Below are 19,111 nucleotides of genomic sequence, written 5' to 3'. Positions count from 1 at the left end.
CATGCGTATTCATTTCAAAACATCCTACCAGCACGACATCCGACTGTTCCCAGATCGCTGGACGCTCTCGGTTTACGGCGCGCTTTTGGTACTGGCCTTTGCGCTGCCCTATCTGATCGGCGAGTTCTACCTGGGCGAAGTCACCAATGTGCTGATCTGGGCCATCGCAGGCCTGGGCCTGATGTTGCTGACGGGGCAGACCGGTCAGGCAAGCCTGGGACATGCGGCCTTTCTGGCGATTGGCTGCTACGCCAATACCATCCTGATCGAACAGGGCGTGCCCTTTATCATTGCCTTCCCGCTGGCGGGGATCATCACTGGCTTTGTGGGCCTGCTGATCGCAATTCCGGTGCTGCGCCTGCACGGGATCTATCTGGCGATTGCCACCATCGCCCTGTCGGTTCTGGCCGATGATATCATTGTGCTGACCGAACATTGGAGCGGCGGCGTGTCGGGGAAATTCCCGGAGATGATCACCATCTTTGGCTTTGAGATCGAACGCTGGTCGATGCCATCGCGGTTCTACTATCTGGTTCTGGTGGTCACCATCATCTGCACCCTGTTTTACCGCAACCTGCTGCGCTCTCCCCTAGGGCGTGCCTTTGCGGCGGTGCGCGACAGTGAAGTCTCTGCCACCGCCATGGGCGTTCATATTGCCCGTACCAAGGGCAAGGCCTTTGGCCTGTCTTGCATGATCACGGGCTGGGCCGGAGCGCTCATGGGGTATTACGCGGGCACCTTCAACAACGAGACCTTCAGCCTGGTGATTTCCATCACCCTGTTGATGATGATCGTGATTGGTGGGCTGGGGTCGATCCATGGCGCCTTCTTTGGGGCAATTGTGGTTGCCTTCTTGCCGCAGGCCCTGTCGATCCTGAAGGATAATGTCGTCGGCAGTGGCGTCGCCATTCCCGGGCTGGAGACCGGCGTATTCGGCATGATTCTGATCCTGTTCATCCTGTTTGAACCCATGGGAATCTACGGGCGATGGCTTAAAATCCGCACCTGGTTCGAGCTGTTCCCATTTGCGCGCAAGGACATGTTCCGCCGCCAGAAATCCTACCTGAAGACGGAGCGTCTGAGATGAGCCTTTTGGAAATCAACAATGCCACGCTCAAATTCGGCGGCGTGGTGGCGGTCAATGATCTCAGCTTTTCGGTTGAGGAGGGCGAGGTCTATGCCATCGTCGGCCCGAACGGGGCTGGCAAATCCACCGCCTTCAACCTGATCTCGCGCTTTTATGATCCCTTTGCAGGCACATTTACCTTTGACGGCAACAACTTGCTGGAACGGGACGCGGATCAGGTGGCGGATCTGGGTATTGCCCGGACCTTTCAGAATATTGAACTGTTCGAGCATGCCACGGTGTTGCAAAACCTTCTGGTTGGGCGGCATCGCCATCGCAAAACCACCCTTCTGGAAGAGATGTTCTTTACCCCGCGCGTGCGGCGCGAAGAAGAACGTCACCGCGAGGCGGTAGAAGAGGTGATCGATTTCCTTGATCTGCAGCCCTACCGCAACAAGATGATCGCCGGTCTGCCCTACGGGGTCCGCAAAGTGGTTGAGCTGGGCCGTGCCCTGGCCTCAAAACCGCGTCTTCTTTTGCTGGATGAGCCCGCATCGGGGCTTTCGGTGGAGGAAACTCAGGATATGCGCTGGTGGATTGATGACATCCGCAAACAGATGGGGATCACTGTTTTGATGGTGGAACATGACATGGGGCTGGTTTCAGGGGTATCCGACCGGGTGCTGGCCCTGGCAGATGGCGCCAAACTGGCCGAGGGAACCCCGGCAGAGGTGCAGGCCAATCCGGCAGTCATCGAGGCCTATCTCGGCGCGGGGGCAGTCTAATGGGTGAACCTTTGCTGGAAATCAAAAACCTCGAGAGCTTTTACGGGCCGATCATGGCGATCCGGGGGGTCTCGTTGAAGGTGGACAAGGGGCAGATCGTTACCGTGCTGGGCGCCAATGGTGCAGGTAAATCGACCCTGCTCAAAACTGTCTCGGGCATCATGGACCCTGAAAAGGGTGAGGTGCTGTTCAACGGCAAGCCGATCCAGGGCCAGGAACCACATCGCATTGTCGATCAGGGCATCGTGCATGTGCCAGAGGGACGTGAGGTCTTTCCGCTGCTGACGGTGGATGAGAACCTCAGCCTCGGCGCCTATACCCGGTCGGACAAGGCCGAGATCGAGCGCGACCGGCAGATGGTCTTTGACTATTTCCCCATTCTGGCGGAACGTCGCAACCAGGAGGCGGGCACCCTGTCAGGGGGGCAGCAACAGATGCTGGCCATTGGCCGTGGGCTGATGCTGCGGCCGCAGATCATGCTGCTGGATGAGCCAAGTCTGGGTCTGTCACCGCTCTTGGTCCAGGAGATCTTTGCCATTCTGCGCAGGCTCAATAGCGAAGAGCATGTGACCATGATGCTGGTGGAGCAAAACGCCCGTATCGCTCTGGATCTGGCGGATGTGGGCTATGTGATGGAGATCGGTCGCATCGTTATGGACGGCTCAGCTGATCGCCTGATGGAAAGCGAGGATATCAAGTCTTTCTACCTGGGCCATCAGGAAGAGGGCCAGCGCGGCGAGAAACGCTGGAAACGCAAGAAAACCTGGCGCTAGGAGGGGTGGAGATGAATATGCAAGTCGGAAAACAGACCGGGCTCGCCCAGATTGAAATCAACGGCGTCTCGTTTAATGCGGAACCGGGCCAACGTCCGGTTCTGGTGGATGGCTGTGATACCATTCCAAAACTGTTCCAGACCCGCTGCATGAGCCTGCAAGATCGCACGGCGCATCGCGAAAAAGACATGGGGATCTGGAAATCCTTTTCCTGGACCACCTATTGGGAGCAATCCAAATGGATTGGTCTGGGGCTGGTCTCTTTGGGGCTGCAGCGCGGCGAAGTGGTCTCGATCCTGAGCGAAGACCGCCGTGAATGGCTCTATACGGATATGGGCGTGCAGGGCGTCGGTGGCATTGCTTCGGGTGTGTACACCACGGATTCTGCCTCGCAGCTTGCCTATCTTGTAAATGACAGCGGCAGCCGGTTTCTCTTTGTCGAGAATGATGAACAACTGGACAAATATCTGGAAATTGCCGACCAGGTGCCGGATCTGGCCCAGGTGATCATCTATGACCGCGATGGGTTGCATGATCTTCAGCAGGAAAAGTGCATCTTTATCGAAGACCTGGTGGCAATGGGACAGGCCTATGAGGCCAAGATCCCAGGCGCGTTTGAGACTGAAATTGCAAAGTCCAAGCCCGAAGATACAGCCATGCTGATCTATACCTCCGGGACCACGGGCATGCCAAAAGGCGCCATGTTGGGGCATGAAAACATCCTGGCCTCAATGGAGGCCGGTGCACGCGCCCTGGCAGTGGATCCAAATGATGAGCAGCTCTGCTTCCTGCCGCTCTGCCATATTCTGGAACGCAATGTTTCGGTCTATTTCCCACTTGGGGCCTCCAGCACAGTGAACTTTGCCGAAAGCCCCGAGACGGTTTTTGACAATATGCAGGAAATCTCTCCGGCAACCTTCTTTGCGGTGCCACGGGTCTGGGAAAAGATCTATTCGCGGGTCCTGGTGCTGGCACAGGAAGCCACGCCAATGGGGCGCTGGGCCTTCCAAAGGGCGATCAAGGCAGGGCAGGCGCGGGCTGAACATGTGATGGTCGGCAAAGAGCCACCAGCCAATATTGCTGCGGCTTATGCCTTTTGGGACTTTATGGTGTTGCGCAATCTGCGCCGGATGCTGGGCATGGATAAAATGCGCCGTGGAGGCACTGGGGCCGCGCCCATCTCTCCTGAACTGCTGAAGTGGTACTGGTCCATTGGCGTGCCTCTGATCGAGGGCTACGGCATGACGGAAAACGCCGGTATTGCCACCATCAACACGCTGGAGCAGAACCTGCCGGGGACCGTTGGTCATCCGGTGCCGGGGGTGCAACTGCGGATTGCCGAAGATGGTGAAATCCAGACCCAGGGTTTGAACAATTTCCAGGGTTACTGGCGCAACAATGAGAAAACCGCCGAGACCTATACCAGTGATGGTTGGTTGCGGACGGGGGATGTTGGCCGGGTGGATGATGCAGGTAATCTGACCATCACCGGGCGGATCAAGGATATCATCATCACGGCAGGCGGTAAGAACATTACACCTGCTGAAATCGAGAGCCGGTTGAAATTCAGCCATTATATCTCGGATGCGGTGGTGATCGGCGATCAGCGAAAATATCTCAGCTGTCTGGTCATGATCGATCAGGAAAATGTTGAAAAATTCGCTCAGGACCGGAAGATACCCTTTAGTGACTTTGCGTCGCTCTGTGCCGCGGAGGAGGTGGTCAAGCAGATCAGCGAGGAGGTCGAGGCGGTGAACAAGGATTTTGCCCGGGTGGAACAGATCAAGGATTTCCGCCTGATCAATGTGCTGCTCACCGCTGAGGACGACGAGTTGACAGCGACGATGAAGTTGAAGCGCAGTTTTGTGGAGAAGAAACATAAGGCACTGATCGACGACATGTATTGACGGCGTGATCTGAACACGCTGCGAACCAATCCAGGGAGGAAATGGAAATGAAGAAACTTACATCCAAGGTGATGGCGGGCACAGTGATGGCCGGCGCAATGGCTCTGAGTGCTGGCTCTGCCGTGCAGGCCGATAGCCAGGGCGTGACCGATAGCGAAGTGGTCTTTGGCTCGGTCAATGACCTGAGCGGCATCTTTGCAGCGGTTGGCGTTCCTGCCACCAATGGGGCCAATATGCGCTTTGCCGAGGCCAATGAGGCGGGCGGCGTACATGGGCGCCAGATCCGCTTTGTGGTTGAGGACAATGGCTACCAGATTCCCCGTGCGATGCAGGGCTACAACAAGCTTTTGAACCGCGACAAGGTCTTTGGCATGTTGCTGTCGCTTGGCACGCCGATGAATATCGCGGGCTTCAAGCTGTTGGACCCCAAGGGTATTCCAAACATTGGCCCGCTGTCGGCAGCGCGTCAGATGTTGCAGGATCCGGTCGAAAACAAGTTCATCGGCTTTTCCAGCTACTATGATCAGGTCGAGGCCGGTGTGACCTATCTGGCGGGTGAATTTGAAGCAAAAGAAATCTGCTCGATGTATATCCCGTCGGATTTTGGCAAGGAGATCAAGGAGAGCGCAGAAGAAACCGCTGCCAAGCTGGGGCTGACTTTTGCCGCCGAGACCAGCCACAAGCCGGATGAGCTGGACTTTGTTGGGTCTTTGACCAAGCTGAAAGCCGCTGGCTGCGACGTCGTTGCCATGGCTCTGGGCGTGCGTCAAGGTATCACTGTCGTTGGCACCGCCAAAAAGCTGGGCTGGACCGACGTCAAGTTCCTCAACACTTCGGCTGGTTTCCTTGATGTTGTTGCCGCTGTTCCGGGTGGCGTGACCGAAGGGCTTTATGCGGCTGCCGGTTGGGTGGATCTTATCGCCCGCGCCGAAGACGAAGCTCCGGCTAAGTTCATTGCGGAATATGAAGCCGAATTTGGCCATCCTGCAAGCGGCTTTGCCATGCTTGGCTACTCGGCAGCGGATACCGTTGTGCGTGCGCTGGAAGCCGCAGGTCAGGATCTGACCCAGGAGTCCTTTATCAAAGGTATGGAAACGCTCGAGTATTTCGATGCTTTGACCGACACTCAGATTTCCTACACCGCCACGGACCACCGTGGGGCAGATGATATCGTGATCTCGGTTGTCGAAGCCGGCAAGTGGAAAGAACTGAGCCGCCAGTAACCGGCGAAAAGGCTCCCTTTTGCAGATGAGGGAGCGTAGCACATAGGAGGCCCGGTGCATTATACGTGCGCCGGGCTTTTTGATGCCAGAAACGCTGAGGTTATCCTCGACTAGGCTTTTCGTCTGAATAGTCAGGCAATTTCTCAATCTTGCCAAAGCGCCAAATTCATATAAATTCACATGTAAGAATGTGTTGAGCGCTCCGTATAGCGCATTAATCTGATTGGGGGAAAAATGACAGTGAACCGTCGCGTGTTTATCGCAGGCCTGGCTGCTGCGGGGATGGCGCCAGCAGTGAGTAGGGCAAAATCTGGGATGCCCGGGCAGCTTACGCTTGGAGAAATGCAGGTGATGACCCTGTCAGATGGGCATTTGACTCTGCCACGCTCCATGCTCTTTGCCGGGTTAGAGCCTGGTGCAGTGGATCAGATCCTTCAGGCACGCGGCGTAGCTGCGGGGGCGATCCATCCGCCAATCAACGTGACCCTACTACGCCATGCAGGGCGTGTGGTGCTATTTGATGCGGGGTCCGGTCCGGGTTTCCAAAGCACTGCGGGGCAATTGACAGCGGCGCTTGATACGGTGGGTCTTGCCCCAGACGAGGTGACCCATGTGGTCTTTACCCATTGCCACCCGGACCATCTGTGGGGGGTATTGGATGATTTTGACGATCCTCTCTTTCCCAATGCACAATACCTGATGGGAGAGGTCGAGTGGGAGTATTGGTTTGATCCCAACACGGCATCGACGATCTCTGGGGATCGGGCGTCAATGGCGGTCGGTGCGCGTCGCCGTCTGGAAGCCATCGAAGAGCGCCTCAGCAGATTTGGCGATGGGCAAGAGATTTTGCCAGGAGTGGCCGCACATGCAAGCTATGGCCATACACCGGGGCATATGTCGTTTGAACTGCGTGATGGTCAGAAAAGTGCCCTCATCGGCGGCGATGCAATTGGCAATCACCACGTTAGCTTTGCGCAACCAGGATGGGCAATTGGCACAGATCAGGACGTCGACCTCGCTGCAAAAACGAGGTTTCGTCTGCTGGATATGCTGGCGCACGACCAAATGCAGCTGATTGGCTATCATTTGCCAAATGGTGGAATCGGACGGGTCGAAACTGCGCAGAATGGCTATCGATTTATCCCCGCGAACTAGGGGGAGCGGCTTTTGAACACAGGAGGCTGGTAAAGCCTCCTTTTCTCTTGCGGTGCCGTCAAATTCTGCCCGCTGAGAAGTCTGGAACTTTGGTCCTGTTATGGGAGAAAAGACTCGCTTCCTCGGGATTTACTCAAAGAGTTCAGTTATGGGAGGACTTCTGGCAAGGAGAGGGAGGTCGTGGAATGGTTCCCTGTTTACCTTGATCTAATCAGCCCCAAAGTGCTGCTAGTAAACAAAAATACCTCAAAGGTTGTAAAAGAGTTAATGTGATTGGAGATGGGTTGACTAAATCTCCGCAAAATTTATTGATGATTTTTATTTACAATTCAGGGAAGTATTGTTGTAATTTAATCATGCTATAATTTTTTGGGTGTGTGTCATGAGCGTTTTACTTCGTGTCGGTCAATTTGGAGCCTTTAACGTCGCCCAGGGCGATGGGACACCCATCCCTTTAGGCGCAAAACATCAGGCGCTTTTGGCCTTGTTGTGCATGGCGGAATCAGGGGTGCGCACACGTGCCTTCCTCGAGCAGACCTTGTGGAGTTTGGCGCAGCCTGAGCAGGCCAAAGCCAGCCTCAGAACTGCCTTGTCAACGCTGAGACGTCACCTGGGGCCAACGATTGCACAGGTTATCAGTGCCAATAGGGAAAGGGTGACTTTAGATCTGAGCAGGGTGGCTTTTGAGGACTGTGCGCGCGACGCCGAATTCATGGAAGGGTTTGATCTGCCATATGAGGCCAATTTTGCCCGTTGGCTGCAACAGACCCGGCTGGAGATCGGTCGCAGCTCTGCCCGTAATGGCAAGCCACCACAACAGGAACGCCGCCCAAGGCCCGAGGCGCTCTTGCCGCTGATCGCGGTCCTTCCCTTTGTACAGTTGGCCCCGGGAGAAGATGCCTCGCCGCTGGGGTCTTTGATTTCAGAAGAGCTCTCGCGCAGTCTGGCGCGCAGTCAGGCGTTTACCGTTACTTCCTACTTGGCATCCCGCCAGTTTGACCTATCCCGGGTGCGTCCGTCAGAAGTCTCGGCCGTTGCCGGGGTGAAATACCTGGTTTCCGGCTCAGTGCGGGCAAACGGGCAGCTCATGTCCACCGAAATCGAGTTGCACGATGCCGAGCGCGAGCAGGTGATCTGGTCGCGTCACTTTGAGGGGCCATTGCCGGATTTGATGGCGGGCCGGAGCGAAGCTCTTTGTGAAGCAACCCGTCAGATTGGCCAAACCCTGGTTGGAGAAGCTGTTCGGATTGCCGCCTTCAAGCCACTCCCCAGTCTGGAAGGTCACATGCTGTTGATGGCGGCGATCTCGATGATGCAGAAAATGACTCCTGACCGTTTTGGCCGCGCCCGTGAAATTTTGAAGGTTCTGCTGGACCGTGACCCCAAACACCCAGTGGTGCTGACCTGGGTAGGTTTCTGGCACGTACTGCGCGTGCAAAAAGGATTTTCCAGTGACCGTCAGATGGATGCTGGCTTGGCCAGTCAATATGCTGGCGCCGCCTTGGCAGCTGATCCCTCTTTCTCTTTGGCTCATACACTCAAAGGGGCGATTTCCAGTCATTTGTTGTTTGATTTTGGCAGGGCGCAGAACTCCTATGACCTGGCGTTGAAGGATAACCCCAATGAAGCATTGGCAATCCTGTTGAAAGGGGCAACCTGGGCCTACCAGGGGCACCCGATCGAGGCGGTGGAACTCACCGACGCGGCGCGGCGGCTGACGCCATTGGGGCCGCAAAAATACTATTTCGACTCGGTTTCTGCTTCTGCCAATCTATCCGCGCATAATTATGACCGCGCCATAGAGCTGGCCGAGCGCTCGCTACAGGCCAATGCCGCTTATCCTGCCAGCCTGCGCACCAAGGCTATCGCGCTGCAGCTCTCTGGCCGCCCAGGCGAGGCACGTAAGGCCGTTCAGAACCTGATGGCGGCGTCACCGCAGTTTAACCTGACTCAGTATCACCGGGAATACCCAGGCGCCGCCTCGTTGGAGGGCAGTGAATGGGCCGATGCCCTGAAACAGGCAGGGGTTCCGGCTTAAGGCACCGCAATCAAAGGCCAGGACGCGGTTGCAGCGGGGCCTCTCGGTACTGTGGCGAAGGTAAGTTTTAGCAGAGTCACGCAATGTCGTCACACTTGGAGCTCTGTCCTTTCGGAAAATGCTCTGTATTCTGATATCCAAGCCCAGGGGCGCTTGGCCGCACGGTTCATGCAGCCAGGAAGCACGTACTCAACGGGTTGGACATCACAAGGAATACGCGACGATGAAAGCCATTACATACCGCGCCTTTGGCGCTGCTTCCGAGGTTTTGCAGCTGGAAGACCTGCCAGTTCCGCAACCTGCCGCAGGAGAGGTGCTGGTAGAGGTCGCCTTCACCGGGGTGAACCCATCGGATGTCAAAACCCGCACCCGAGGACAGCCAGGGCTTTCTGGATTCCCTTGGGACTATATCATTCCTCATAGTGATGGCTCCGGGGTGATTACAGCCGTGGGCGAGGGCGTCTCCAGCAGCCGAATAGGGGAGCGTGTTTGGATCTGGAATGGGCAGTTCCGCCGTTCTTGTGGAACAGCTGCGCAACAGATCACGCTGCCCGGCGAGCAGGCGGTCACTCTGCCAGATGGTGTCAGCCTTGAGGTGGGGGCAATCCTCGGGATCCCGGGGCTTACAGCCTGCTATGCGGTCTTTGGCCAGGGAGAGGTGGCGGGCAAGACCGTTTTGGTGCAAGGCGGGGCAGGGACTGTCGGTATCCTGGCGGTGCAACTGGCCAAATGGGGCGGCGCCCACGTTATTGCCACTTGCAGTCCTAGGGCGGATGAGCGTGTGCTGGCCGCTGGTGCCGATGTTGTGTTGGATTACCGGGCAAAGGACTTGGCGGAGCAAATCCTGCAAGCCAATGGCGCAAATCCTGTGGATCTCATTGTGGAAGTTGAGTTCGGCCTCAACATTGAAACAGATTCTCATGTGATTGCCGAAAAGGGCTGCATTGCGGCCTATGGCTCGGCCCAGGAGATGTCCCCAAACCTGCCCTTTTTACCGCTTCTTTTTAAAGCTGTCCGGCTGGAAATCATTCTGGTCTACTTGCTCACAGCAGTTGAGCGCACGGCGACGATCTCTCGCTTGCACGCCGCCTTGAGCGCAGGAGCGCTGCGCTTTGATATCGAAAAGGTGTACAAAATTTCAGAGGCTTGCCTTGCCCACGAGGCCGTAGAGGCGGGCGCACGCGAGGGCGCGATCTTGATCCAGATGGGTGAAGCTCTGGCGGACTAAGAGTAGTTTTGGAGGGCGCGGGACAGGTCGCGAAAAATTTTTGACTTTTTTCCAAAACCCTCTTGCGCCCCCCCGAAACTCACACTAGAACGCCGCTCACTGATGGGGTGTGGCCAAGTGGTAAGGCAACAGTTTTTGGTACTGAAGATCGTAGGTTCGAATCCTACCACCCCAGCCAGTAATTTGAAAAGGCCGATGCTATAAGCATCGGCCTTTTCAATTTTTGACTTTTATTATTGGTAGTTTGACTGCTTCAAGCTTTCAGGCCCATTGCTTTGGCTTCGCTAATCCATCAACATTTCCATAAACAAATCCATCAACATTTTGTCGGTTTCGTACCTGGCACACGTGATCGGAGGAGGTGGAAGCAGTGGGCAAAACGGAGGTCATAGCCGCGTTTCGTGGCAAGTCTTTGCGCTTGGGCTTTCACCTTGCTATCGACACTGCCCTGTTGATCTTTGCTTATCTGGTCGTCTTTGCCAAAATATACCTAGTGGCAAAGTACTTTGGGTTGATCTCGGCGCCCTCTTTCCTCGCGTGCGTCCCATGGGGATAGTCTTAAACCGTGGGCGGTATTACTGGGTGAAGCGTGTCCCAAAGCGCTATCAGGGCCTTGTGGTGGGGGTCACCGGCAAGCCGGTAGTCCAGGTGCGGCAAGCATTGTATACGGACAGTAAGTTGGAGGCTCAGTCTAAGGCAAGCCAAGTTGAGGCGGCGCGCCTTGCAGAATGGGAAGCCCTGCGGCTTGGAGACAGTGAGAGTGCGCGCAAGAATTACCTGACCGCCCGGAAACTGGCCGAGGCCAGGGGGCTTTCTTACAAGCCCATAGATGATTTGGCCGCGGGTGACATTGTGGACCTGGTGAACCGAGTTCTGTCTCTAGCTGATGGCCGCAGTTTGACAGAGCCAGCGGCGGTCACCAAGGCTATACTTGGTGCGGCACCAGAAACCTTGCCGACTCTAAGCGAAATTTTGGAAGACTATTACAGCCTGACCAGAACGCGCCATCTGCAAAAGTCCGATGCACAAAAGCACCGCTGGAAGCTGCCGCGCGAGCGGGCGGTCAGAAACTTTCTGAAAGTGACCGGACGCAAGAACGGGCAGGGGGAGCCAGTTGGCGTCCCCGTTGACGAAATCACCCGTGCTGATGCGCTCAAGTTTCGCAAGTGGTGGTCTGCCCGCGTTGAGGGCGGCATGAAGATCGAAAGTGCCAATAAGGATTTTGGCCACCTGTCTGAGATTTATGGAACCTGGGCTGAACTGACCGAAACTGAAATTTCCAATCCCTTTGCCAAGCTCCGTCTTGAGGGGCGAGACGAACGCAGTGTGCCGCCTTTCACGCGTGACTGGATCGCGAACAAGATTCTGGCTCCAGGTGCTTTCTCGCGGCTCAACGATGAAGCGCGTGACGTATTTCTTATGATGATCAATACAGGGCTGCGTCCAAGTGAAATCACCGATGCGCCTCTGGAAGATTTTGAGACAAGCAACAACATTCCATTTTTTCGGGTTGCTGCGCATGGCCGGGAATTGAAGGTGGCTCACACCAGTCGCGAAATACCCCTGCTGGGGGTCTCGCTCGAAGCGGCGCGCCGGATCGGCCACCGTGGTGGGATCTGCCGTTATCGACACAAGGCGGGGGCATGGTCGGCGGCGGTGAATAAGTACCTCTCTAACAACCACCTGAAAGAGTCGCCGTTGCACGTCGCCTATTCTTTGCGCCACTATGTGGAAAATGCGCTTCTGGCAGCCGAAGTGGATGACCGGGTGAGGGCTGATATTCTGGGTCACAAGTACAATCGGCCGCGTTATGGTGACGGTGGGGCGCTGGAAGGGCGGCGCCTGGCATTGGAGAAGATCGCGCTTTAGCGTGGGGGCGCTGGGGGTTGAGGTGATCTGATCCTGCCGTCTGGGCCATACCAGGTTAAACAGCCATTTTCCCAACATAGGTTGTGGGTCAAAAGAGCTGATGGACCTTTGCGGGTAAATTCCTCAGTCAGGCGTGGATTTACTGCCAGAACCGAAATGATTAACCCGGCAACTTCTGCACCTCCAACATTCGCGATTTTTGCTATTTCATTGGCGGCTATTGCTATCTCTTTCACTGCCTTTTGCATGTTCTGTCCTTGGTTGAGTGGGAGGCTTCTCCAAACTTCTCCGCGAGCTTTAGTGCCCGCGCCATTCCAGCTTCATTCCGCAGTAGCGCTTTTTCTTCTGCTTCAAGTCGTAAAAACAGGGGGAGGTAGACCGGGCCATCTCGCTCAATAACCAGCGCCATGGTGATCATCGCATCTCTTATTTCTGCAAGGTTACTCAAGAGAAATGGCCATTTTTACGGTGAAGCGTGAGAGCTTTTCGCGAAATGTTGACAGCGATACACCTGCAAATTTGGCTGCTAGTGTTTTGTTACCACATGCTTTTGTCAAAACGGTTTCGAGATATAGGCGCTCGACTTCCATTAGAACCTGAGAGAGAGTCCGGTCTCCCAAATCAATTTGAACACACTCAAGATTTGGACTCATCATAACTGAACCTTCGGAGATTTCTCTACCTTAGATTGTTTGTATGAGTTACTTTTCAATATGACAAGTTATAACTAATGAGAACTTCACAACTCACGGATTATTTGCGGAGTAAAAAATATCACTTATAGAGGAAAAACTGGACAAATAGTTCCAATTCCCTTTAAATGTATGCATGGATGAATTGGAAAAATTGCGGATTGATGAGTACCTGAGCGCGGTTAAATCGCGTATCAGGGCGCGCCTGGAAGCCGCTGGAATTCCTATTGGAGAGGCGTCGGTTCCGGCTGGACTAAATCCTCAATATCTAAGTAAAGCACTGTCAGAAAGGTCAAAAAATTTCAACCCGTCACTGGGTAGTTTGGCAGCAATTTGCATCTGCAATGGCATTGATCCCACAGAAATTTTTGTAGATCCCGATTCATATAGCAAATTAACGTCCTTGAATATGCTGCAACGCTCTGTTGGTGGGAACCGGCCGGACCTAGCAGAACGCCTCGCGGAAAGTTTCAAAAATAGAAAGATTTGACCGTGGATGACCCTCTGGAACTCGCGTGCCTTGATACCTTTCGAAGTGTCAGCCCCACCGGCTTTGCCATCGTGGTCAATCTTGGAGCGAAAGAGTTTGACTGGGTTCACATGGAATACCCGGAACCTTGGGTGGAACACTATGTGGAGAACGATTTTATCAACATAGATCCAACCATCACATTTGCTCAAAGTGAAATCGGTCATATTGCTTGGTCTCAGTTGGCGGCGGACTATCCCGACAACCGGGTTATGATGGAAAGCCCCAAATTTGGCCTGGGTGAAGGAAACACCCTTAGCGTTTCGATCAATGGGCGTAGGTCTCTGGCTTCTGGGGCCGGACCAGTTTGGCCAAAATCATTGCTTCCCCGTCTAGTTTTGGCCCTGGGAACGCTTCACCGCCTACACGCGAGATATGAGGCTGCCAAGCTCAATCCCAAAATGACAGAGGTCATCAATCTGCTGGCCGATGGCTTGCGTGATCAAGAGATCGCGGCAACGCTTGGGGTGAAAATTGAAACCGTAAGAACACGCAGAAATTCAGCCTATGCCAAAACTGGAACAAAAACTCCCGCCCATTTAGTAGCCACGTGCTTGCGGGAAGGCCTCATTTAGCGTGATCTAGAGGCCGCATGATTCACCTATAAATTGAATTTCCTGCATACCTTGAGCATGTAGATTTGCACGAGGTGGAAAAATGCTGAAATCTGTTACCTACAAATACGCGGAAACTACTGATTTCTGGAAGTGGTTTCACAACTATGCTGAATTTCGAAAAGAACAGTTTGTGGACGGGCTGAGCTGGCAGTTGTGGCACAATGATAGCCTAGAGATTGACCAGTACGACAACCCGAACACCCACTATTCATTTGTTGTTGATGGCAACAAGCTTATCGCCGCCGCTCGCCTAATCCCCTCAGATCCAGCTTGGTACGGTTGGCACAATTTGCTGGTGGATGCCGAGGCTGGCCGCGTTCCGACCGTCGCGCCTGGAATTTTCCCCAAAGGCTATGATTTTTCCAACACATGGGAATGCTCTCGTTTGGTCACAAATCCCATATTGCCGGGTGCAGACAGGCTGACCTCATTCAAATTACTTGTGGGAGGCTTGGTCGGGATAGGCAAGCAGAATGGTGCCCGTGCCTTGCTTTCCCTTTCGCCTCCACCATTGCGCAGATCCCTACGGCTCGCAGGCTACCGTGCGCAACGCATCGGTGCACCGTATCAATGCGTTGAGGACAACAAATGCTATTGCGCCTTGGAAATGACCTTAGACCGAGTTTCCGGTTCTTCCTGCGGGTTTCCGGCTGATGAAGGCCGATTTCCGTACGAAACAAGAAAAACAAGTAGTTCAGTAGTTCAGGCAAATTGAATGGATTGGTAGGCGACCAAGTAAGACGTGTTTTCATCAGAAACGACCTAAATATCAAACTGCTATCAGAAACTGGGACGTTCCAAAAAGGGGTCATTCTTGCAAAAGGAATGACCCCTTATGTTGTCAAAACTCAAAAACCCCGCGCTGTTGCGGTTCCTGGGTGCCGTCCAGCACCATTCCGAGACCAGCAGCACGCTCTTGGCCGCCTCTGGCTATGACCCGCTTGAACTGCAAGTCGCGGTCTCTGCCGCGCAGGATCTTGGCCTTGTTGAGGCCACGGGTCGAATCCACCCCTCTCTGCGTTTCACCAATGCAGGCCGCGCTTGGGCTGCGGTGGAGCTGGCACCGTTGCTAAGCCTGATGTCCGCCACTGACCTTTCAGGGAGGGCAATCCGATGAATTCCTCCTTGGCTGTTTCACCCAATGCTCTCGCCGCTTATTTCCTCAATATCCTGGAGGGCAAATCCATGCGGGAAATCGGCAGGCTCCAGGACTGCCAAGCCTCCACCGTCCTGCGCCGCATCCGCAGATGTGAGGATCTGCGCGAACACCCGGAATGGGACGCGCTGTTCACGGCCCTGGAAAACCACCAGGAAGACACCCGGCAATCTCTTTCTGCCCATCTGTCCAGGGAGACAGTTCTGGCGGCCCTCAAACTGAATGCCGCCCACCTTGCGAAGGAATTCTCCCCTCAGCTCCAGCTCTTGCAGCAGGCGGACAGCCTCTTGCTGATTGGAGATATGCCAGGCGGTGCTGTGACAGTTGCAGGCGAGGTCCGGGGCAAAATGCGCCGCTCTGTGGCCCTGGCGGGGCTTGCCTTTGGCTGGCTGGTGCCCGTGGGCGTAATCACTGGCAAGGTCCGGCAATTCAAACCAACCCCCAGCGCAATTGAATGCACAGGGCGCGATTTTACCGCCACCTGCTCGCATCCGACAAAGCGGTCTTCCAGCGCGCAGGCTTGGCGCTCCTCATCGCTGGAAGTGCTCCACCGCCAAAATCCCGGCCTGATCACTGCCGACCACATGCGCATCGCCCGCGATTTCCAGATGATCTACCTAGGCCGCCAAGACGTGACGGGGGATGTGTATTCCGTTGTACGCCAACGCCTTGCGCCACGCCTTTTGACTGCCTTGGAAGAGGTGTGCGGCAAGTCCACGGGACTTGAAGCGCTGGAAACCATGCTGAAAATTCCCGCGCGATCTGGAAAGGCCGTAGTGGCGCTGGCGCTGGAAACTCTGGACCACACTGGCGCCCTGACGTGACCCGGCCCATGACCGCGCTCTGCGAGGTCTGCGAAGAACAGCCCTCACGTTTTGGGCTGGGCTTCCCCCTTGCCCCAAATGCGCTGCCAGGCCTGCCGGACTACCTGCGCGGGGAATGTCTGTGGATCTGCACCCAGTCCGAATGTGACCTCGCCGCGCAACGTCGCGCCGTCAAGGCGGCTGCCAGATCCGGCGTCAAACTGAGCAAAGTTTGGCGCGTGCATGTCTTTGATCAACCTCAATTCAAGGAATAATCCCATGGCCTTGTCAGATGAAGTGAAAGCGCGTGTCTCGCTGCGGGCGATTGTTGAACAGACTGTCACCTGGGACATGCGCAAGTCCAACATCAGGCGTGGTGACTATTGGGCGCCCTGTCCTCTACACGGTGAAAAGACCGCATCCTTTCATGTGACAGAACCCACAGGCCATGGCGGCCAGTTCTTCTGTTTTGGCTGCAACGCCAAAGGATCGGTGATTGATTTCCTGATGGCCCGCGACGGTCTCAGCTTTACCGCCGCCCTGCGTGACCTGGCTGACCAGGAAGGGATAGACCGCACCGCCGATCCTGCCCGCATCGCCCGTTTCAAAGCAAAGTCCGAGGAACGCCAAAGACAGGCCGAGATCCAATCCCGCGATTTGGCAGAACGGGGTATCTCTCGGGCGCTGCGGATCTGGCGCGCCTCCTTCGCCAATCACCCCGGCCTGGCGGCCTATCTGGAACGCGGCCGGGGCATCCGTATATCGGCATTGGGTGGTTTGCCCCCAACCCTGCGCTATCACCCAGATTTACCCTGTTATGAGGGCAACGGTAGTGGCCGCCCCCGGATTACCCACCGCGGCCCGGCCATGGTGGGCTTTATCGGGCGCCAGCGTCTGGTTGGCGTGCATCTGACCTGGATTGACCCTAAGGACCCGGCGCGCGGCCGTGCCCGGTTTGATGATGGCTCCAAGGTTCCAAAGAAGCTCAAAGGCCGCACAGGTGCAATCTGGGGCCAGCCGGTGGTTCTGTCCAAGCCTTATTGCCCCCTGGTGATGGTCGGTGAAGGCATTGAAACCACCCTGGCGGTGCTCGCCGCCACCCGCTTGCGCAATCCTGGCTTCAAGGCCCGAGTAGAGGCCGCCCTATCGCTTGGTGCCCTCTGCGGGCCAGAAGCCAGGACTGGCGCCCGCCGGGGCAAGTCCCCGCGTACAGGAAGGCCTCTGCCGTCACCGCTGCCCGATCTGGAAAGCCCGCGCCCTGGCTGGCTGCCCCCGGACGGCATCACTCGCGCCACCATCCTGGCCGACCCCGGCACCAAGTGCCCCGACACCGCCCGCCTGCACGCGGCCCGCGCCGAGGCCAAACTGGCCCACCACTGCGCAGAGGGCGCCCGGCTGGCCATCCCAAGGGGGCATTGGGACCACGACGATGATTTTGCAGACCTCACCAAAAATGGAGAACTCTATGTTTAACATGTCACTTGCCGAGCGGCTTGACCTGGAAATGAACGATGAAGACAACGCGGCCCGTATCTTGTCGGCCTATGGTGAAGATCTGATCTTTGTCTCCGGCAAGGGCTGGGCTGTCTGGGATGGCACTCGCTATTCCTTCCGTTCCGGTGCGCTGGCTGCCCGTGAGATCGGCCACAGGCTTCGGCGCCTAGTGCTGGAAGAGGCCGATTATCTGCAACGGACCTTTGACCCTACAGAGCAGGAGATCGAAGACTTCATTCAGGCCTGTCAACGCAGACGGCCGCCAATCTACGTCCGGTCCGCCAGTGATGCCCGCCAAATGATGGGATTTGCCGCCGCTTCCAAACTGCGCCAACACGCCACCAAATGCGGCAATGCCGCCAAGGTGAAAAGCGCGCTTGAAACCTGCGAACACCAGCGCCGCGCCGAGGTGGAAGATATGGACGCCGATCCCTGGACACTGGTCCTACCCAATGGGGATCTGAACCTGCGCGCCGTGCGGAACTGGCAGCGGCCCGAGGGCGCGACCGAAACCGAAGAGATCGAAAGCAAAATGGTGTGGCTGGAAGACACCGATCGCTCCAAACTGCCCAGCAAATGCGGTGGTGTGCGCTTTAACCCAGCGGCCCGCTGCCCACATTGGCTGGCCTTCATGAAACTGATCCTGCCGGATGCGGCCATCAGGAACTGCACGCAACGCATTCTTGGTGCCTGCCTCTTTGGCCAGAACCCCGCGCAGATATGCGTGTTGCTACGTGGCCCGGGTGGGAATGGGAAATCCACATTGCTGAACACAATCGCCTACGTGTTAGGGCGCCGTGATGGTTATGCCGCCACCTGCAAGGTGGAAATGTTCCTGGACACCGGCCAGCAAAGCCCCTCAGGCGCCAATCCCGAAGAAGTCGATTTACCCGGCGCCCGCGCCTATATCGCCACCGAGCCAGGCGCGCGAGACGTGTTGAGCGCCAAGAAAATCAAAGGCCTCACTGGCGGTGATCGGCGTATGAGCCGGGGCAATTACGAAAACCCGTTCTTCTGGACGCCAACCGGCATTCCGCTGATTTCCTGCAATCGCACCCCCAAGATCAAAGATGAGGACGAAGGCACCCGCCGCCGGTTGGTCTTTGTGCCCTTTGACGTGGATCTGCGTAGCCTGCCGCAGGACCAACAGCGCTCCCAGGCTGAGGTTGAGGCAGAACTGCGCCGCGAGGCCAGCGGCATTCTGAACTGGCTCCTGGAAGGTTTTCAGGACTTCCTGCGGCGCGGCATCGCCCTGCCTGAGCCTATGACACGCCTCAAGATCCAACTGCTTGAATCGGCTGATCCCGTCGGGGTGTTTCTGACCGAAATGACCTACAAGGAAACCAAGGGTCGCCTCTCTGTCAGTGAATTTTACAAGGTGCATGAAGCCTGGTGCGAACAGGAAGGGCGTCAGCTGTTCCAGATGAAAACAGTGGGCGACATCATGGTCGAAAAGGGCTTTGAGCGCGGCCCTGTCCGGGGGCGCTCGCACTGGAAAGGTTTGAAGTGGAAACCAGAGGCCGCAGACCTGGTGGAGCACGTCACCGGCAACAGGCCCAAAGGCGCCCCTCCGGCCGAGAAAGGACCGGCATTCTGATGGCCCCAGACATGCCTTCTGATCCCCGCGCCCCTGTTTAGGACAGGGGGAGAACCCTCACCCGGGGGGTAAAACAGAGCGAGGACCAAGCGGCCCCCGCCGTAAACCGGCGGGGAAGAAGTAAGCGAAAAGGCGCAAATCTGGCGTAAATTCATCACCTTTCTCACCCTTACACTCAC

19 protein-coding genes and 1 tRNA gene are annotated in these 19,111 nt (G+C 56.1%); 18 read left to right on the top strand and 2 right to left on the bottom strand.

Annotated features, from left to right (window positions below; all coding sequences use genetic code 11):
- The first annotated feature begins 1 nt into the window (after position 1).
- The 10 genes from ED661_RS06410 (at position 2) to ED661_RS06360 (ending at position 12,044) form a co-directional block, all read left to right on the top strand.
- On the top strand, positions 2-1,087 hold the full coding sequence (locus ED661_RS06410) for a branched-chain amino acid ABC transporter permease (RefSeq protein WP_122073067.1): 1,086 nt from the start codon (positions 2-4) through the stop codon (positions 1,085-1,087).
- On the top strand, positions 1,084-1,851 hold the full coding sequence (locus ED661_RS06405; protein ID WP_122073066.1) for an ABC transporter ATP-binding protein: 768 nt from the start codon (positions 1,084-1,086) through the stop codon (positions 1,849-1,851). The genes ED661_RS06410 and ED661_RS06405 overlap by 4 nt, the downstream gene beginning before the upstream one ends.
- Entirely contained in the window at positions 1,851-2,624 is a 774-nt protein-coding gene (locus ED661_RS06400; protein ID WP_122073065.1) for an ABC transporter ATP-binding protein, read from the top strand. The genes ED661_RS06405 and ED661_RS06400 overlap by 1 nt, the downstream gene beginning before the upstream one ends.
- Positions 2,625-2,635: 11 nt before the next feature.
- The gene (locus ED661_RS06395; protein ID WP_122073064.1) at positions 2,636-4,531 is read left to right on the top strand and encodes a long-chain fatty acid--CoA ligase; all 1,896 of its coding nucleotides are present in this window, start codon (positions 2,636-2,638) and stop codon (positions 4,529-4,531) included.
- A 47-nt stretch (positions 4,532-4,578) separates the two neighbouring features.
- Positions 4,579-5,754, top strand: coding sequence for an ABC transporter substrate-binding protein (locus tag ED661_RS06390; protein ID WP_122073357.1), 1,176 nt, complete (start codon positions 4,579-4,581; stop codon positions 5,752-5,754).
- Positions 5,755-5,988: 234 nt separating this feature from the next.
- Complete coding sequence (locus ED661_RS06385) at positions 5,989-6,909, top strand: MBL fold metallo-hydrolase (RefSeq protein WP_122073063.1); 921 nt, start codon at positions 5,989-5,991, stop codon at positions 6,907-6,909.
- A gap of 382 nt (positions 6,910-7,291) precedes the next feature.
- Entirely contained in the window at positions 7,292-8,947 is a 1,656-nt protein-coding gene (locus ED661_RS06380; RefSeq protein WP_122073062.1) for a transcriptional regulator, read from the top strand.
- Between the two features lie 223 nt (positions 8,948-9,170).
- Positions 9,171-10,175 carry an NADPH:quinone reductase gene (locus tag ED661_RS06375; protein WP_122073061.1) on the top strand — a complete coding sequence of 335 codons (1,005 nt, stop codon included), beginning with the start codon at positions 9,171-9,173 and terminating at the stop codon, positions 10,173-10,175.
- A 103-nt stretch (positions 10,176-10,278) separates the two neighbouring features.
- Positions 10,279-10,353, top strand: a tRNA-Gln gene (locus ED661_RS06370).
- Positions 10,354-10,793: 440 nt separating this feature from the next.
- Complete coding sequence (locus tag ED661_RS06360; protein ID WP_162930061.1) at positions 10,794-12,044, top strand: tyrosine-type recombinase/integrase; 1,251 nt, start codon at positions 10,794-10,796, stop codon at positions 12,042-12,044.
- A gap of 232 nt (positions 12,045-12,276) precedes the next feature.
- Here ED661_RS06360 and ED661_RS06355 read toward each other — a convergent pair whose 3' ends face one another.
- Entirely contained in the window at positions 12,277-12,492 is a 216-nt protein-coding gene (locus tag ED661_RS06355) for a hypothetical protein (protein ID WP_216822441.1), read from the bottom strand.
- Positions 12,485-12,634, bottom strand: a complete 150-nt coding sequence (locus ED661_RS22405; RefSeq protein WP_371412412.1) for a helix-turn-helix domain-containing protein — start codon at positions 12,632-12,634, stop codon at positions 12,485-12,487. Before ED661_RS22405 ends, ED661_RS06355 begins: the two co-directional genes overlap by 8 nt.
- A 238-nt stretch (positions 12,635-12,872) precedes the next feature.
- On the opposite strand from ED661_RS22405, the gene ED661_RS21880 reads away from it, so the two are divergent.
- From ED661_RS21880 to ED661_RS06315, 8 genes are all read left to right on the top strand, one after another.
- On the top strand, positions 12,873-13,226 hold the full coding sequence (locus tag ED661_RS21880) for a helix-turn-helix transcriptional regulator (RefSeq protein ID WP_157063664.1): 354 nt from the start codon (positions 12,873-12,875) through the stop codon (positions 13,224-13,226).
- Between the two features lie 2 nt (positions 13,227-13,228).
- Positions 13,229-13,840, top strand: a complete 612-nt coding sequence (locus ED661_RS06345) for an autoinducer binding domain-containing protein (protein WP_157063665.1) — start codon at positions 13,229-13,231, stop codon at positions 13,838-13,840.
- Between the two features lie 82 nt (positions 13,841-13,922).
- Positions 13,923-14,597: an acyl-homoserine-lactone synthase gene (locus ED661_RS06340; protein ID WP_054459419.1), complete on the top strand. Its 675-nt coding sequence runs from the start codon at positions 13,923-13,925 to the stop codon at positions 14,595-14,597.
- Between the two features lie 120 nt (positions 14,598-14,717).
- A complete protein-coding gene (locus ED661_RS06335; RefSeq protein ID WP_122073060.1) occupies positions 14,718-14,999 on the top strand; it encodes a hypothetical protein in 282 nt (93 codons plus the stop codon).
- Positions 14,996-15,862 carry a DUF6456 domain-containing protein gene (locus tag ED661_RS06330; RefSeq protein ID WP_122073059.1) on the top strand — a complete coding sequence of 289 codons (867 nt, stop codon included), beginning with the start codon at positions 14,996-14,998 and terminating at the stop codon, positions 15,860-15,862. Before ED661_RS06335 ends, ED661_RS06330 begins: the two co-directional genes overlap by 4 nt.
- Positions 15,859-16,116 carry a hypothetical protein gene (locus tag ED661_RS06325; protein WP_122073058.1) on the top strand — a complete coding sequence of 86 codons (258 nt, stop codon included), beginning with the start codon at positions 15,859-15,861 and terminating at the stop codon, positions 16,114-16,116. Before ED661_RS06330 ends, ED661_RS06325 begins: the two co-directional genes overlap by 4 nt.
- 4 nt (positions 16,117-16,120) lie before the next feature.
- Positions 16,121-17,314, top strand: a complete 1,194-nt coding sequence (locus tag ED661_RS06320; protein WP_162930060.1) for a CHC2 zinc finger domain-containing protein — start codon at positions 16,121-16,123, stop codon at positions 17,312-17,314.
- Positions 17,307-18,932: a phage/plasmid primase, P4 family gene (locus ED661_RS06315; RefSeq protein WP_162930059.1), complete on the top strand. Its 1,626-nt coding sequence runs from the start codon at positions 17,307-17,309 to the stop codon at positions 18,930-18,932. The genes ED661_RS06320 and ED661_RS06315 overlap by 8 nt, the downstream gene beginning before the upstream one ends.
- Positions 18,933-19,111 lie beyond the last annotated feature (179 nt).

Origin of the sequence: Pseudophaeobacter sp. EL27 (assembly GCF_900313025.1) — a bacterium.
In the GTDB taxonomy this organism is placed as follows: domain Bacteria; phylum Pseudomonadota; class Alphaproteobacteria; order Rhodobacterales; family Rhodobacteraceae; genus Pseudophaeobacter.
The sequence above is the reverse complement of the archived record's forward strand: the minus strand, read 5'-3'. Positions and strand labels throughout refer to the sequence as shown.